Here is a 15975-nt window from a genome sequence, read left to right as displayed (position 1 = left end):
TTTGGTGTTCCGGGATAGCGTCGACCCCCCCGATTCTTCCCATTCTCATCTATGGGACAATTATGGGACAATCTAGGGGATTAAACCAGAAATCTAAACAATTTTCGACACATTCCATATCATGGAATATATGCCTGCGACTTGTCTGTACGCAGGAAGAAATGACTGTATAATTTAGATTTGTAAGGAAATGAAAGTTGCGGAAAGAGGGTGTAAATTATAAGTTCTCATTCAAGATATCGGACGAGCTTCTTCAACTTCGTGATCCAGTAGAGAAAGAACTCAAATGGAGGTATGGGAGAGGATGAAGATGGAAATGAACGGCAAGCCAGATGTACGGGATTGGTTCCCAAGTGAAGACGGAAATTCGGCACAGCAGAAGCGAATGTTAGATCTATTCGAACAACTGGTTCGCGGCGTAGATGAGTTGAAGGACCCCGAAGGCGTTAACTTGAAAGGGGAGAAGCGGCGGGATGCGAATTTCTATGGCGAGCTGGCGGCGGAAAGCGAGATCCCCCAAGTAGGTGCCCCGATGGAAAATGTCAACGAAGAGTTACTCAAGTTACTGCACGGCCATCCCTATCATACGAAATACTTTTTTACGAATATTTTGCCGATGGCTTCGATTCCCGGCATGCTGGGGATGCTGACGGCCATGTTGGTCAATGGGAACAACCTTTGGGATGTCTATGGGCCAGCCGGTGCCGAAGCAGAGGTTCGGGTCATCGCCATGATGTCCAAGCTTGTCGGCTATGATGCGGCAACCAGTGGAGGATATACGACATGGGGCGGGCAAGGAGCAGTCTTTTCCGGTCTGCGTATTGCGATTGCCAAAGCGGTGCCGGACGCACTGAAGCGGGGGGTTCCCAACAACCTGTTCGCTTTCTGTTCCGAGGCAGCCCATTACAGCTTGCTCAAATCGGTGGAAGCTACCGGGCTGGGCAGCGATCGACTGGTGAAGGTCAAAACTTTACCTGACAGCTCGATGGACATTGCCGATTTGAAACGGAAACTGGAGACCGTTTCCCGAATGGGGGGCGTGCCGGTATATATCGTAGCTACAACCGGAACGACGGATGCGATTGGGATTGACGATATCCGACAAATTCGTGCCGCCGCAGAGGAAAACGCGGATCGGTTCGGTTTGCCATGCCCGCATATCCATGCGGATTCAGCTCTAGGCGGTTTCTTTGCCTTCTTTAACGACTACGATATGGAGCAAAATCCGCTGGGGTTCAGCGAAGGTGTCCTCGCCATGCTGGAGCCGATCCGGCGGAAAATGCAGATGCTCTCGCTTGCAGATTCCCTCTGCTTTGATTTTCAGAAGCTGGGCCAGGCTCCGTACGTATCTAGTTTGTTCCTCTTGAAAAATGCTGCCGATCTTAAGCTCATGGATCTGGAAGCGGAGGATACGCCGTACGTCGGTCACCGGGGTTATGGCGAGTACCATACCGGCTATACGCTGGAATGCTCCCGGATGGCAAGTTCGATCAGCATGTACAGCTTGCTGCTGTCTTTTGGCACAGAAGGGTATCAGCGCTTGTTAGGGCAGTTCCTAGAAGTGAACCGGGTATTCCGAGAGCAGTTGACCGCGGAAATTCCGCAGGCAGACATTGCGAATCCGGACAATCCGGGCATTTCTACGCTGATCCGCATCTATTTGCCAGGATGCCCGAGGTTTGCCGACGAAATCAAGGGGACGTGCTCCGCACAGGAGATTGAACGCAACAACCAGCTTAACGAGCGGTTGTTCGAGAAGCTGGGAGAACGTCGTGACCGGATGTTCTTTGGCGATACGAAGAAACATCTGCTGGTCAGCTCGTCCGAAGGCCGGGAGATTCCGCTGTATGTGAGCAAATTTTTTGTCATTTCGCCGCATACCCAACCGCAGCATGTGCCTGAAATCGTGCAATATTTGAAGGAATGCGTAACGGAGGTATGTGAAGCATTTAGTGTACCGGCAGTGAACTAAAGAATGACTTAGGACTTTGACCTAGCAATGACCGCAACTATTAAACTACCCAGGAGATGAACTCGCAGTGAAAGATAAAATGAAACGTTTACTGTTCGGACATATCTCTTCAAAGATCATGTTAGGTACGACAGGTTTGCTCCTGATCGCGGTGCTTTGCTTCATCGGGCTGCTCACCGTCGTGAATTCCACGCTGAGCGGCAAGCTGAAGAACGAGCTGGATCACCGGCTGGAGAGCAATATCCGCATCGTACAAAGCGAATTGGAGCGGATTGAAGGCAATAAGCTGGAAATCGACGGCATCGACAGCCCGCTGTATCAAGAAACCCGTGAAGCGATGGACCGGCTGAAGGAATTATACAATTTGGAGAACGTGTATATTTTGTCCAATGACGGGGGCACGGAGCGCATCATCGCTTTGTCTGATACCGAAGGCGACTACAACTTGGAATATCCGTTTTCTGATGAGATGAAACAGGCCATTACCAACGACCAAGAAACGATTAGCAGCATTTATAAAGATGAGTTTGGCGTACATAAATCGATGTTTGTTCCTTTGAAAAATGAAAACGGCACGACCGCCGGGCTGCTGGGTATCGATCTTGATGCCTCTGTCATTCCGGAAACCGCCTCGGCGGTGTTATGGTACAGCATCGCGATCACCATTCTGGTTCTTGTCATCGGTTTGCTGTTCGCTTACCTGCTGGGCCGGATGATTGCGAAGCCGATCCGAACGCTGGTGCAGGTGACGGATCGTTTTGCGACCGGGGATTTGACCCAGGAGATCGAAATTCGCAGCCGCGATGAGGTCGGTCGGTTGGCGGAGGCGTTTGATACGATGCGTTCGAATATGAAACAGTTAATCGGTCATATTTCCGCTTCGTCCCTCGAGGTATCGGGAACCAGCGCCCAGTTGATGCAAGTTGCTAAAGAGTCCAGCGAAAGCGCACAGCAGGTGGCGGTTTCGATGAACAATATGAGTGAAGGCATTAACGAGGTCGTGGAATCGATCACTCATAGCTCCGCCTCGGTGCAGGAAATTCAACAACAGTTAAGCGGCGTTGTCGCCGATGTGAACACGATGCAGTCTATTGCCGAGAAGGTCAGCAAACAATCGTCCGAGGGCCAAAACATGGTGGACGAGACACTGCGTCATATGAACAAGATCGAACAGGTCATGCAACACTCGGAAACGATGGCCGGACAACTGGAGGATCACTCCCGAGAGATCGGCGAAGTGATCAATATGATTACGGAGATCGCGCAGCAGACGAATCTGTTGGCGTTGAATGCCTCTATCGAAGCGGCGCGCGTTGGCGAAATGGGTCGCGGCTTTGCCGTGGTCGCCGGCGAAGTCCGCAAGCTGGCAGAGCAATCGGCTGAAGCCGCCTCTTCGATTACCGAACTGGTGGCCGGGACGCAGGAAAACAGCCGACTCGTTATAGAAAGCATCGGCGAAGGCAGCCGGGCAATTGAAGAGGGCCAGGAATGGATGAGCAAGACACATCAAAATTTCCGAGAAATCTTTCAGGGCATCAGCGATTTCTCGGCCCGTACCGATCAACTGCTGCAGTCGTTGCTGCTGGTGGAAAACTCCTATCACAGCATTTCCGCCTCGGTACAGCAAATTTCCGGCGTGACCCAAGAGCAGGCCGCTTCTTCCGAGGAGGTCGCAGCCGCGTCTGAACAACAAAGCGCAGCCATGCAGGAAATCGCCGGGGCGATTCGCCAGCTCTCGGTATTGTCTGAGAATTTGCAGCAGGCTGTGGCGATTTTTAAAATTTAAGCAAGATTTGCGTGTTGTTTCAGTGATCCGAAGGTGCCTTTGCCAATCTAGGCTCTGCCTGGATTCGGCGAGGCATCTTCTTTTTTGAAAACAGGAATTCCGAACATTTGTAAAATTAAACAGAAGCATCGTTCGCTTTTTAATTTGACTTTAAAAATGGAGACTGTTAAACTGGTATTGCTGCGTTAAAGCGATAGATGGTCGGATTAACGTTAGCAGCGCGTTTGTGAGCGCGTACAATTATGGAAAAATGTCGGATCAGCCTAAGGATGGCGGCAAGCCATCGGCAAGACGAAGGCTGTCTTTTGCAATGTTCAAATACAGGTGCTTGACGCACCAAGCGGGGGAATGTACATGTCAACGGTAGTCGTTGTAGGAACGCAATGGGGAGACGAAGGTAAAGGTAAAATCACGGATTTCTTGGCGGAAAGCGCCGATGTGGTGGCCCGTTATCAAGGCGGTAACAACGCCGGTCACACCATTCTGATCGACGGCAAGAAGTACAAACTCACCTTGATTCCGTCAGGCATCTTTAATCAAAATAAACGCTGTGTGATCGGCAATGGGGTTGTGATCAACCCGGCTGCCCTGATCGATGAAATCAACTACGTGGAAGAGAACGGATTTAGCACGAAGAATCTTGTGATCAGCGACCGGGCGCATGTGATTTTGCCGTATCATCTGGTCTTGGATAAGCTGGAGGAAGAACGTAAGGGAGAGAACAAGATCGGAACGACCGGGAAAGGGATCGGGCCGGCGTATATGGACAAAGCTTCCCGCAACGGGATTCGGATCGCGGATTTGATGGACCCAGAGGAGTTTGAATCGAAGCTGCGTCACATCATGAAGGAGAAGAACCATCTGATCGAGACCATTTACGGCGGGCAGCCGCTGGACGTGGAGGAAGTGCTGCAGCAATATCTGGGATATGCAGAATTTCTGCGCCCGTACGTTGCGGACACGTCGGTGGTTTTGAACGATGCGATTGATGCCGGACAGAAGGTGTTGTTCGAAGGCGCGCAAGGCGTCATGCTCGACATCGACCAAGGCACCTATCCGTTCGTAACCTCGTCCAATCCGTCGGCTGGCGGAGTCTGCAACGGCAGTGGTGTAGGACCTACGAAGATTCATCAAATCATTGGGGTGGCTAAAGCATACACCACCCGTGTCGGCGACGGTCCGTTCCCGACCGAACTGTTCGACGAAGTGGGCGACATGATCCGGGAGACAGGTCATGAATACGGAACGGTTACCGGGCGTCCGCGTCGGGTAGGCTGGTTCGACAGCGTGGTAGTCCGCCATACGCGGCGCGTCAGCGGCTTGACCGGGCTCTCGCTGAACTCCCTGGACGTGTTGACCGGACTCAAGACCGTCAAAATCTGCACCGGCTACAAATACCGCGGTGAGATCATCACCCACTATCCGGCAAGTCTCAAGGTGCTTGCTGAATGCGAAGCTATATATGAAGAAATGCCAGGTTGGTCCGAGGATATCTCGGGGGCGAAAACGCTGGAGGATCTCCCGGAATCCACCCGGAATTACGTCCGCCGGATCTCGGAATTGACCGGTGTGCCTATCGCGATTTTCTCCGTTGGTCGGAACCGCAGTCAAACCAATCAAGTGTTGCCAATCTACGAATAATTCAATAGATAGACGATTCAGACGATTTCTAAGCCGCCGAACGAGCGATGTGTTCATCCTCGGTCGGCGGTTTCTTTTTCGAGTTTCGGTTCCTTGCTTAGGTTGAAATCTGGTTTTGCCGTCCATACTGAAGGTTGAGAGACTAGATTCTTAGGCAGTGGGAGGATACAAACGATGAAATGGTTCGGATGGATCTTGAAATTATGCGTAACGATCGTAGCGGTTAGTTTATTAACCGTGGCCACAACGGGATATATCGTCAATTCGTATATCCAATCTTTACTCAGCAGTTACAACCTGCCGATCACCGCAGAAGCTCCTAGCTTTAGCGGGATGATGAAGGGCATGCTGGGACTAGGCGGTGCCTCAAACCGTACGGATCAGGCAAAAGGGGAGGATAAAGTAGACAACCGTGCGGACAAGACGAAGGACGATGTGGCGGATTCATCCTCTGGCGGCAGTGGAGAGAGTGGTACCTCCGGGGGGGCGACAACGGGGACGAATGGAACCCCGGCTAGCGGCAAGGATCCAGGCACGGAGGGGAAGGACGCCAACACCACAGATGAAAATGCACCGGAGGATGCTTTGCCGGTGATGGGCGGAATGAGTGGCGGAGAAGCAATGGGCGAGGATCAGCAGGTGGTCGTGACGCCGGATGATCTCGTGGCCAAGAAGAAGGAACTGCCGGATCAGCAGAAGGAGGAAATTTTTGCGATCCTTATGAAGAAGCTGCCACAAGAGGAAATGCAAATGTTGACTGTGGCCCTGGAAGGTGGTTTGACGGAAACGGAAATGATTAACATTGAACAGGTTCTGTCGAAACATTTGGATAAAACGGAATACGCCAAGGTCATGGAATTGTTAAAAAAATAAAATCGCTTTAACTGCCTGATCTAAAGGGAATGTCAGCGCTAACATTCACAGGATTGTAAATTCAATAAACTAGCTTGCTTACTGACCAAACCGTGAGAACCCGCTTGTTAAGCGGGTTCTTTGCTTTTGACCGAAAGTTGATAATTTTCACCCCACTGTGTTAAAGTAATCAATAGTGATTAAAGGTTAAAATTTTGAAACCATTTCAAGTCGAATCGAGTCGATGGATAAAAGGAGATCGGTATGAAAGGTTTTACGGGAAAACGCTGGCAGCTGTGGCGCGTGAACGATTCTCGGACGCAAGAGCAACACAGCCGCCCGGAAAACGATTCAGAGATATCCGAACCAGAGAGCAGGCGAAAATGGCGTGATCTTCTTAAGCCCCGCAAGCTTGTCTTAGCCGGAGCCGCTGTGGTTGTCATTGCCGGAGCGGTCTATTGGGGAGGCCAGCAATACGTTAAGGCGAATACGGTATCTTATTACCGGGTTTACGTCGGCGGGAAAGAAATTGGCACGATCGCAAGTGAATCGCAATTACAGGCTCTGATTGCACGTAAGGAGCAGGAATATAAGCAAAAATATCCGGATGTGGAGATGGCAGTGAATACCGAGGGCATCACCATCAAGCCGGAGCAGGCCTACAAGGCTGACGTGGATGCGGAGTCTACGCTCGACGAGCTGTACGGGATGCTAACCGGGTACGCCAAAGGTGTGGAGCTGAAGGTGGACGGCAAAGTGATCGCCGTGGTGAAGGACCAGGCGGCCGCCCGAGAGGTTCTGGAACAGGTGAAATCGAAATATGCACCGGATGTGGCTGTCAGCACGCTGGCTGCTAAAGTGAAACGAACTGGCGGGAGTAAGTCAGCCCAAGCGAAAACAAAGGCCTCCAGCGCAACGTTGGAAACGGTGGAAATCGCTGAAGACGTGAATCAGGGAGAGATCAAGGCCGATCCGAACAAGGTGATGAGTCCAGAGGAAGCGGTACGAAAGATCCTTCAAGGGGACGAGGCAGCAATTCAATATGAAGTCCAGGAAGGGGATACGATCTCGTCGATCGCGGCCCGTTTTGGTGTGTCACAGAAGGAGTTGTTTGCGAACAATCCCGGGATTGAAGAGCTGACGCTGCAAATTGGAACGTTGCTCAACGTGAAGGCGGTGCAGCCGGCCCTAACGGTTCGTACGGTGGAGCATGTAACAGAGGAAATTGTTACGGAACCGCAGGTGATCATTAAGAAGAATGCCAGTATGCGTGCAGGAGAAACGAAAGTGATTTCTCCAGGTTCCAGCGGCCTCAAGACCATGGAGTACAGGATCACGAAGGAAAACGGCATCGTGGTCAATGAAGAATGGCTGGGCCAGGAAGTCACGAAGAAGTCTTCGCCGAAGATCGTTGTGCGCGGCACGAAGGTTGTGTTGGGTGAGGGCACCGGGCAGTTTGCCTGGCCGGTATCCAGCGCGAAAATGACAAGCAGCTACGGCGAACGTTGGGGACGGACGCATAAAGGCGTTGATTTGGTCTCCTCCAACCGCAGCATTTTAGCTGCCGATGACGGCGTTGTTACCTTCGTTGGAACGAAGTCGGGTTATGGCAACTGCATCATCATTGACCACAAGAATGGCTATGAAACGTTGTACGGTCATTTAAGCAAAATCAGCGTGAAGAAAGGTCAAGTCGTCGAGAAGGGCGACAAGATTGGCGTCATGGGCAGCACCGGGCGTTCGACCGGCACGCATTTGCATTTTGAGATTCATAAGAACGGCAGCATTCAGAATCCGTTGAAATATCTATAAGATGTGAGTCCGTCTCCTGTAAGGGGGATGGGCTTTTTTTGTGGATTTGGGCGGGTATAGGTTTTGGCTCCCTTTGTTTGAGGATTATCCCGTTTCATCAGGCGGTGGAAATAAGAGCAATGGGATTCTATCGATCCATCTTCTCTCTGAGCCAAGGGGATAATCGCATAGACAGGCGACAGTAAAAGGTATACAGGGAGGAGATGAAAGCGTGCTGTCAATCGTTACCGTCTCCGAAGATAGCTGATGCGGTGCCAGATATGGTAAGATAGAGGGAGCAAAAGCCCATGGCTGAAAGTTGGGGTGAACTTGATTCATGCAAGGAAAAATTCTAGTCGTGGATGACGAGAAACCCATTGCGGATATTTTAAAATTTAACTTGGAGAAAGAAGGCTATGAGGTCGTGCTTGCCTTCGACGGGATTGAGGCCACTCAGCTGGCCTTCTCCGAACAACCGGACTTGATTCTGCTCGACTTGATGCTGCCTGGCAAGGATGGAATGGACGTATGCCGGGAGGTGCGGGCGAAGCTCGAGACTCCGATCATCATGCTGACTGCGAAGGACGGAGAGATCGATAAGGTGCTGGGCTTAGAGCTGGGCGCTGACGATTATGTGACCAAGCCTTTCAGTACCCGGGAGCTGTTAGCTCGAGTGAAGGCGCAGATGCGGCGTCAGCAGAAGGCTGCCGCAGCGGCCGAAGGTGCGGAGGACACGAAGCAGGGCATCAGTCTGTTCGAGTTGTTTATCGACACGGATATGTATACGGTCTATAAGAACGGCGAGCCGCTGGACCTGACACACCGGGAGTTCGAGTTAATGCATTATCTGGTGAAGAACTCAGGTAAAGTGATGACCCGCGAACACTTGCTGCAAGCAGTATGGGGCTTTGAGTATTTTGGTGATGTTCGCACGGTGGACGTGACGATTCGCCGCTTGCGCGAGAAGATCGAGAAGGACCCCAGCAAGCCGGAATACATTTTGACGCGGCGCGGGTTGGGGTATATGATGCGAAGCTCCAAGGCGGGTGGACTCTAGAATGAATCTGCCCTCTTTTTTTCGCACGATCCAGGCAAAACTGATTATTATTTACGTGCTGCTCATCCTGATTGCCATGCAACTGATCGGGGTGTATTTCGTGAGCGCGATGAAGACCTCGCTGACCAGCAACTTTACCAAGGAGCTGCAGGAGCGAGCGGAGCTGCTCTCCGTGTTGGCGGCACAAAACCTGGGCGTGACTGGAGAGTCGGCGGAGGAATCGTTAGAGAATTTGCGTGTATTGGTTAACAACTTGTTTAATATCGGCGGGGCCGAGATTCAGGTGCTCGATGCGAGCGGCAAGGTGCTGACGACGTCCAAGCCCTCCCATGCCGATTACGTCGGCACGAAGAACACGCAGACCGTCGTCAGCCGGGCTCTGCAGGGCATCCGCGATAACGAGGAGTATATCATCGACGAGGACAACGTCCGGAAGAAGGTCGTCGCCAAGCCCGTTGTCAGCGGCGGGAAGATCGTCGGGGCTATTTACATTGCGGCGTCAATGAGCGAGCTGTACAGTACGATGGAGCGGATTAACAATATTTTTATCTCCGGGATCTTGCTGGCGCTGGGGTTGACGGCGGTATTAGGTGTGATTTTGGCGCATACGATCACCTCGCCGATTAAGGAGCTGACGCGGCGGGCGACGGCGGTGGCTGAAGGGCAGTTCCATCAGAAAATGCCGGTGCTTGGCAATGACGAAATCGGCCAACTCAGCAAGGCATTTAACTACATGACCAGCCGTTTGCGCGATGCGCTGGCGCAGAACGAGGAAGAGAAGGAGAAGCTCGCTTCGATCCTCACGAACATGAGCGACGGGGTGATCGCCACCGACGAGACCGGCCGGGTCATCCTGATGAACCGGCGTGCGAGCGAGATGCTGGGGACATCGGATAAGGATCTCGATCGGGCCGATATCATGTCGCTGTTGAACCTCCCAGATGAGGAGCGGGACGTGCTGGAGCAAGGAACGATGCATTCGACGATCCTGGAGAATACCGGGCCGGACGGTGACGTCTTCCTGATCCGGGTGACGTTTACACCGATCCATCGGCGGGAAATCGGGATCATTGGCACGATCGCCGTCCTCCAGGACGTTACCGAGCAAGAGAAGCTGGAGGCGTCGCGGCGGGAGTTTGTCGCGAACGTATCGCATGAGCTGCGGACGCCGCTGACGACGATCAAGAGCTATACCGAGGCGCTGGAGGATGGCGCGATGGAGGATCCAGAGCTTGGACCGCGGTTCGTGTCCGTGATTCAGAGCCAGACCGAGCGGATGATCCGTCTGGTCACAGATCTGCTGCATTTGTCGCGGTTCGACTCGCATGAGGCCGAACTGCGAAAGCAGCCGACGAACGTGATGGAGATGCTGGAGGATGTGGTGGATCGGTTTTCTTTTCAGATGCAGGAGAAAGAGATCAAGCCCACGTTGTTTATTGCCAGTGACGTGGACACGGCCTGGATTGACCGCGACCAGATTGACCAAGTTCTGGATAATCTGTTCTCCAATGCAATGAAGTATACGCCGGAGGGCGGAGTCATAGCGCTAGAAGCTCGTTTAACCGATGACCGCCAACTGGCCATTTCAGTGCAGGATAACGGGATCGGGATTCCGAAGAAGGATCTGGACCGGATTTTTGAACGGTTCTATCGCGTGGATAAGGCGCGTTCACGGAATATGGGCGGGACGGGCCTCGGCCTATCCATTGCCCGGGAAATTGTAAAAGCCCACGGCGGGACCATTTCTCTGCAGTCCGAATTGGGCAAAGGCACGAAGGTGACCTTTACGTTGCCGGCGGAGAAGCAAGGAGGCGAAGCGCGGTGAAAGAGAAGGTCAAATCGCTGACGCTGGCCTTGCTGGTCGCGTGCAGTTTGGTACAGAGTTATTTTCTTATCTATCAGTTGCCGGGCAGCAATCCGGTGGTCAAGTCGGAGAGTGACTATATCCGTACGGAGAACATGGGAACCACCTTGGAAGCCGATGTGATGCTCTTTCCGGCGCATATCGCCGTGCATTTGGGTGAGGAACGGCACACCGTGTTTTATCCGGATTCGACGTTCTACAAGTTGATTTATAACCGGCTGAAGGGCCGTCAGTTCGACGGGTTCCAGCGCTATGACATCGATAATATGAATTGGACGGAGATTCGCAGCAAGGATATCGGGGTGGAACTGGACTTTGGCGGAGGCGTTCCTGTAGAACTGCTGCAGAAGGTGATGCAGATCGCACCGGACCCGTTGTTTGATGCGGAGAGCGTGAACCGGTTGATGATCTTTAACTCGGGCAGCGACGATCAGGTGCGGGTGTTCTTCTTTAGCTCGCGAGGCGATGTGGTCTACGAGGCAACGAAAGCCGACTTGACGGTGCAGGACGTGCAGCAACAGGTGGATTTCGGTAAGGATTGGGTGCCGTACACGTTAACGGATGGGTATTATGTCCCCGAGAAGTCGATTGATTTGGTTGAAACCGGCTTGAACATCGGGTTATATACGACGGAGCAGATGCAGCGAAGCTTGTTCTTTGATCCGAGCATCACCCGGTACATCCGGGAGAAAGACGGCTCCGAAATCTACACCGACAGTAAACGCAGCCTTCAGGTCAAGCAGAACCGAAACTGGATCAACTACACCGATCCGGCCGCACCTTCAGCGGGCGAGAACAGCCCAAGCAAGAACGTGCTGTCGGCGATTGACTTCGTCAACCAACATGGCGGCTGGAATGGAACTTACCGGTTGGAGCAAACGACGGAAGGCGTTGAGGAAGACCAGCATCGGGTGGTGTTCCAGCAGTATTACGGCACAGGGCAATTTGGCTCTTTCCCGATCCTTGACCTGTCGACGTTCCATTACGGAGCGATCTCGTTGGAAATGCGTCAAGGCACCATCACCGGCTATGAACGGTCGTTGATTTACGGCTCCGGCGGCAATTGGGAGAAGAAAGTCGTCTCTCTGCCCGGCGGCAAGGCGTTGCGGGAGAGCATCGCGGCGCTGAAGGCGGAAGCGCGTATTGCTAACTTGTATCCGGCCTACCTGCCCTCACTCACCGAGCAAGGGCTGCTGTTGAAGCCAACTTGGGTTGTTGAGCTCAGCAACGGTGCGACTCGGGTGCTCACCTTGGAAGCGGTGGAGAAGGCAGGAGCAGATGTGGAGGAAGCTGATGAGACTGACGAAGCTGGGGATGGCTCCAGCACGGCTGCGAATTAGTGCTCCCATGGGGTTGTGTGATGCCGAGGCAGATGTTCATGGTTGGTGCTGGTGGTAGGGTGAAGGTAGTGTAGGTCTGAGATGTAGACGATAAACACGTTCTTCTAACGGACTCAGGCGCCGTTATTAGGACGAAAACTTGATGGCTCTTCACGCTAACGGCCCCAGAAGACGCTATTCGGTTGATACGATAGCAAGGTACTTCACTTGAGGGGCAATAAGGTCACTGGAGTCCGTTCGGTTGGGAAATCGTCGGGAAAACCATCATTAACGTCACTACGGTCCGTTAAATTGATGTGAACATGATTTTAACGAAAGGGGGGTGAACCATGGATTGGGGACGGGCGAAAAACGTGTTGATTTACGCCTTCTTGTTGCTGAATCTGGTGTTGGGTTATCAACTGTGGAACGACCTGCGGGAGCAGGCCGACTCCAACCTGGATATCACCGCCCTGGAAAATAACACGCAGCAGGCAATGGACGAGAAGAATATTCGCGTGCTGGCCAAAATTCCGACGGAAACGCCGGAGCTGCCCAAAATCGCTTACCGTTTCCTAGACGATGCGCAAAGCGGCAAGATGGTCGAGTTGCCGGTGCCGGTGGACAGCAGGTTGATTTTTTCGCCGCGGGAGTTAGCAGCTGCACTCAAGGGCAGCATCCCGGACATCGGGGATTACCGCTATGATGAAGTAGCGAGCAGCGCCGACGTGTTCGTTCTGCACCCGCTGGTGGACGGGAAATGGCCGCTTTTCAAAATCGAGCTTAAGCTGCTGGGCAGCAATCAGAAGATCATTTCGTACCAGCGTCGGGCGATTGAGATCAGTTATCCGGAGGAGGAGAAGCCGCAGCGTGTGCTCTCCGCCTCCAAGGCGCTGGGCAACCTGATTGAGAATTTCTTGCCGGAAGGCTCGGTGGTCACGGAGGTTGAACTGGGTTATTACGGCGAGGTGTTCGATTCGGACGCGCATCTGCCGGCAGCTCCGGCGTGGCGATTTATGCTGGAGAGCGGTAAGGAGTATTACGTACAGGGCATCAGCGGTGATGTCATTAGTCCGAATACAGAGAAAACGAAGGAGTAATGGGAGACTATGGGGATCCGATTTTCGGTGCTGTCGAGCGGTTCGACGGGAAATGCAACACTGGTGGCCAATGGGGAAGTCACACTGATGATTGATGCCGGCTTTAGCGCCAAACGCATCGAGGAGCTGATGATGGAGCGCGGGGTAAGCGGGCAGGATTTGACAGGCATTCTGGTTACGCATGAGCATTCGGACCATATCAAAGGTTTAGGTGCGGTGGCGCGAAAATACAATCTTCCGGTATACGCCAACGAGAAGACGTGGGCCGCTATGGAAAAGGCGATTGGGAACCTCGCAGACGACCAACGCTGTATCCTGGGGACCGGGGAAACCCGCGATTTCGGCTCGCTCCGTGTAGAATCGTTCGCCATCTCGCATGACGCTGCCGAGCCGGTGGGCTACAACTTCTACGACGGCAAGGAGAAGCTGAGCGTGTGCACCGACCTGGGCTATGCCAGCGACAAGGTGAAGGAAGCAATATATGATGCCGATGTGCTGGTGCTTGAGGCGAACCACGATATCGAGATGTTGCGGATGGGACGATATCCGTGGAACATCAAGCGGCGCATCCTCGGCGACTTGGGTCACTTGTCCAACGACGCGACCGGGGAACTGATGAGCGAAATTCTGAACGGCCGTCTGAAGCGGACGTATCTGGCTCACCTCAGCCGCGAGCACAATATGCTTGATCTAGCCAAGATGGCGGTTCGCAGCGCCATGGAGGATCGCGGTTGCTTCTTCAAAGACAGTGAGTTCAAGCTATGCGACACGTACTATGATCGGCCGACGCCGTGGGATGTGGTAAGCGAGCGTTAGCATATATTGTATATGATTTTTCGAATATAATGTGTTGCGGATAGAGGAAAACGGTGAATTGTATTCGATTTTTCATATAGAATCGGGCCGATTGACCTTTCGAGGCAAGAATGTGTATGAAAAATCGAATAGATTGGGTTGAAATCGCCGAAACTGGCGAAATGTATTCGATTTTTCGCATACATTTACCGCGTAGACAAGAAGACCGCCTGGTTGGGATGGGATCCCTAGGCGGTCGTTTTTATTATAGCTCCCACCCCGGCAAATACGCCTTGGTGTTGTTCAGCATCGTTGTGAACAGCTCCTCCGCTTGCGAAGGAGTCAAGGTGGAGAGCAGCGGGTCGTTCAGGAAGGCGCGGAAGGCTAAGTCGCGATCCTTGGTTAAGGCTGCTTTCAGAATCGTCTCCTGGTTGTAGACGTGCCGGGTAACCAGATTGTTGATGTCCTCCGGCAAGCTGCCCGCCATCACCGGCTGGACGCTGTTCGCACCGAATACGGCGTTCGTCTCCACGACGGCGTTCAGCGGCAGTGAAGCCACTTGACCGCGGTTCGGCAGGTTGACGTTGGTGATCATCGGGGCGCTGGCACCGGTCAAGCTAAGCAGCATGGCGATCCCTTCCTCGCCGCTGGATTTGAGCGAGAACGTCTCCTCGCCGGCAACAAGACGGCGGCTGCGCTCCCGCAGCTTCTGCAGATTGTTGATCCGCCAGTCGACGGTCGTCAGGCCGAATTTCCACTGCTTTACGTGCTCGGGGCTCCGCAGATACCAGGTGTTTGGCATAAATTCGGCCAAATGTCGGTCACCGGCAGCGGCGATCAGGCCGAAGCGGCGGAACAGGTCGAAATGAATGCGGTTCGCGGATGCAAAGCTGTTGTTCATCCAGTGGTCTTTTTGCCCATGGGTACTAAAGCCTTCTTCGGCATATTTCTCGGCAAAAGCCTGATATAGCGGGAATAGGTCCGTACCGCGATAGGAAGCACGGTCCAGCCAAGTGAAATGGTTAATCCCCAGCACATTTACCTCGATCTCTTGGCGCCGGACACCGGTTACCCCCGTCATGTCCTCCAGCATCTCGGCAAGCAGCTCCTGCGTGCCGAAGACCTCATGGCAGCAGCCGAAGGCTTTGATGCCTGGGAACACCTCGTACAGCGTGCGGGTCAGGACGCTCATCGGGTTCGTGTAATTGATGACCCAGGCGTTGGGGGCATGGTCGCGAATTGCTTCGGCGATTTCTACGTACATCGGGATACTGCGTAGCGCGCGAATCGCTCCGCCCGGGCCGACGGTATCGCCCACAGACTGGTAGATGCCGTAAGCCTCCGGTGCGTGCACGTCGGAGCGCATCTCCTCGAACGTTCCGGGAAGGATGGAGATGATGACAAAGTCGGAACCCTTGAGCGCTTCTGGCAATGTCTGCACCGCTTCGTAACGCCAGCGTCCCACCGCATCAGGATGATCTTGTAAACGGTTACCAATGATCTCATTTGCTTGGGCTGCCTCAAAGTCGATATCGTATAAGGCCACGTGTCCCGAAAGCGCCGGTTCCAGAGCCAAGTCGCTCATTAATCCCCAGGCCCAGCCGCGGGAACCGCCGCCGATATAAGCGATCTTCAAATGTTTAACCATTGTGGCTTCTTGCATATCGTTCACTCCCTTGATTGATGTTACAATAAACATAGAGCAAAAATAGAAAAGTTACTGCACGGATTTTGTTAATTTGAGCTGGAATTCTACATTTTTTGCTGTCGAGAGACGAGCGTGTTGGGAGGGGAGCAG

The 15975-nt window shown here is 53.1% G+C and carries 11 protein-coding genes; 10 read left to right on the top strand and 1 reads right to left on the bottom strand.

The annotated features are described in order from the left end of the window. Positions 1-310: 310 nt before the first annotated feature. The 10 genes from M891_RS0114060 (at position 311) to M891_RS0114015 (ending at position 14198) form a co-directional block, all read left to right on the top strand. Positions 311-1972: a pyridoxal phosphate-dependent decarboxylase family protein gene (locus tag M891_RS0114060; protein WP_028539293.1), complete on the top strand. Its 1662-nt coding sequence runs from the start codon at positions 311-313 to the stop codon at positions 1970-1972. Between the two features lie 79 nt (positions 1973-2051). Continuing rightward, a complete protein-coding gene (locus tag M891_RS0114055) occupies positions 2052-3758 on the top strand; it encodes a methyl-accepting chemotaxis protein (protein ID WP_036700545.1) in 1707 nt (568 codons plus the stop codon). Between the two features lie 354 nt (positions 3759-4112). Beyond that, positions 4113-5399 carry an adenylosuccinate synthase gene (locus M891_RS0114050; protein WP_028539291.1) on the top strand — a complete coding sequence of 429 codons (1287 nt, stop codon included), beginning with the start codon at positions 4113-4115 and terminating at the stop codon, positions 5397-5399. A 174-nt stretch (positions 5400-5573) separates the two neighbouring features. Then, positions 5574-6272, top strand: coding sequence for a hypothetical protein (locus M891_RS0114045; RefSeq protein WP_028539290.1), 699 nt, complete (start codon positions 5574-5576; stop codon positions 6270-6272). A 243-nt stretch (positions 6273-6515) separates the two neighbouring features. After that, the gene (locus M891_RS0114040; protein WP_028539289.1) at positions 6516-8063 is read left to right on the top strand and encodes a M23 family metallopeptidase; all 1548 of its coding nucleotides are present in this window, start codon (positions 6516-6518) and stop codon (positions 8061-8063) included. 316 nt (positions 8064-8379) lie between these two features. After that, entirely contained in the window at positions 8380-9099 is a 720-nt protein-coding gene (gene yycF, locus M891_RS0114035) for a response regulator YycF (RefSeq protein ID WP_028539288.1), read from the top strand. A 1-nt stretch (position 9100) separates the two neighbouring features. Further along, the gene (walK, locus tag M891_RS0114030; protein WP_028539287.1) at positions 9101-10924 is read left to right on the top strand and encodes a cell wall metabolism sensor histidine kinase WalK; all 1824 of its coding nucleotides are present in this window, start codon (positions 9101-9103) and stop codon (positions 10922-10924) included. Further along, a complete protein-coding gene (locus M891_RS23955; protein WP_051417008.1) occupies positions 10921-12303 on the top strand; it encodes a YycH family regulatory protein in 1383 nt (460 codons plus the stop codon). The genes walK and M891_RS23955 overlap by 4 nt, the downstream gene beginning before the upstream one ends. Before the next feature lie 329 nt (positions 12304-12632). Further along, entirely contained in the window at positions 12633-13382 is a 750-nt protein-coding gene (gene yycI / locus M891_RS0114020) for a two-component system regulatory protein YycI (protein ID WP_016314548.1), read from the top strand. A gap of 9 nt (positions 13383-13391) precedes the next feature. Continuing rightward, positions 13392-14198 (top strand): MBL fold metallo-hydrolase, encoded by an 807-nt coding sequence (locus M891_RS0114015; protein WP_009223382.1) that lies wholly within the window; start codon positions 13392-13394, stop codon positions 14196-14198. 244 nt (positions 14199-14442) lie between these two features. Here the strand turns inward: M891_RS0114015 and M891_RS0114010 are convergent, their stop codons facing one another. Continuing rightward, positions 14443-15840, bottom strand: a complete 1398-nt coding sequence (locus M891_RS0114010) for a family 4 glycosyl hydrolase (protein ID WP_028539286.1) — start codon at positions 15838-15840, stop codon at positions 14443-14445. Positions 15841-15975 lie beyond the last annotated feature (135 nt).

Source organism: Paenibacillus sp. J14, assembly GCF_000518465.1.
Taxonomy (GTDB): domain Bacteria; phylum Bacillota; class Bacilli; order Paenibacillales; family Paenibacillaceae; genus Fontibacillus; species Fontibacillus barengoltzii.
This window is presented reverse-complemented; position numbering and strand designations above follow the sequence as displayed.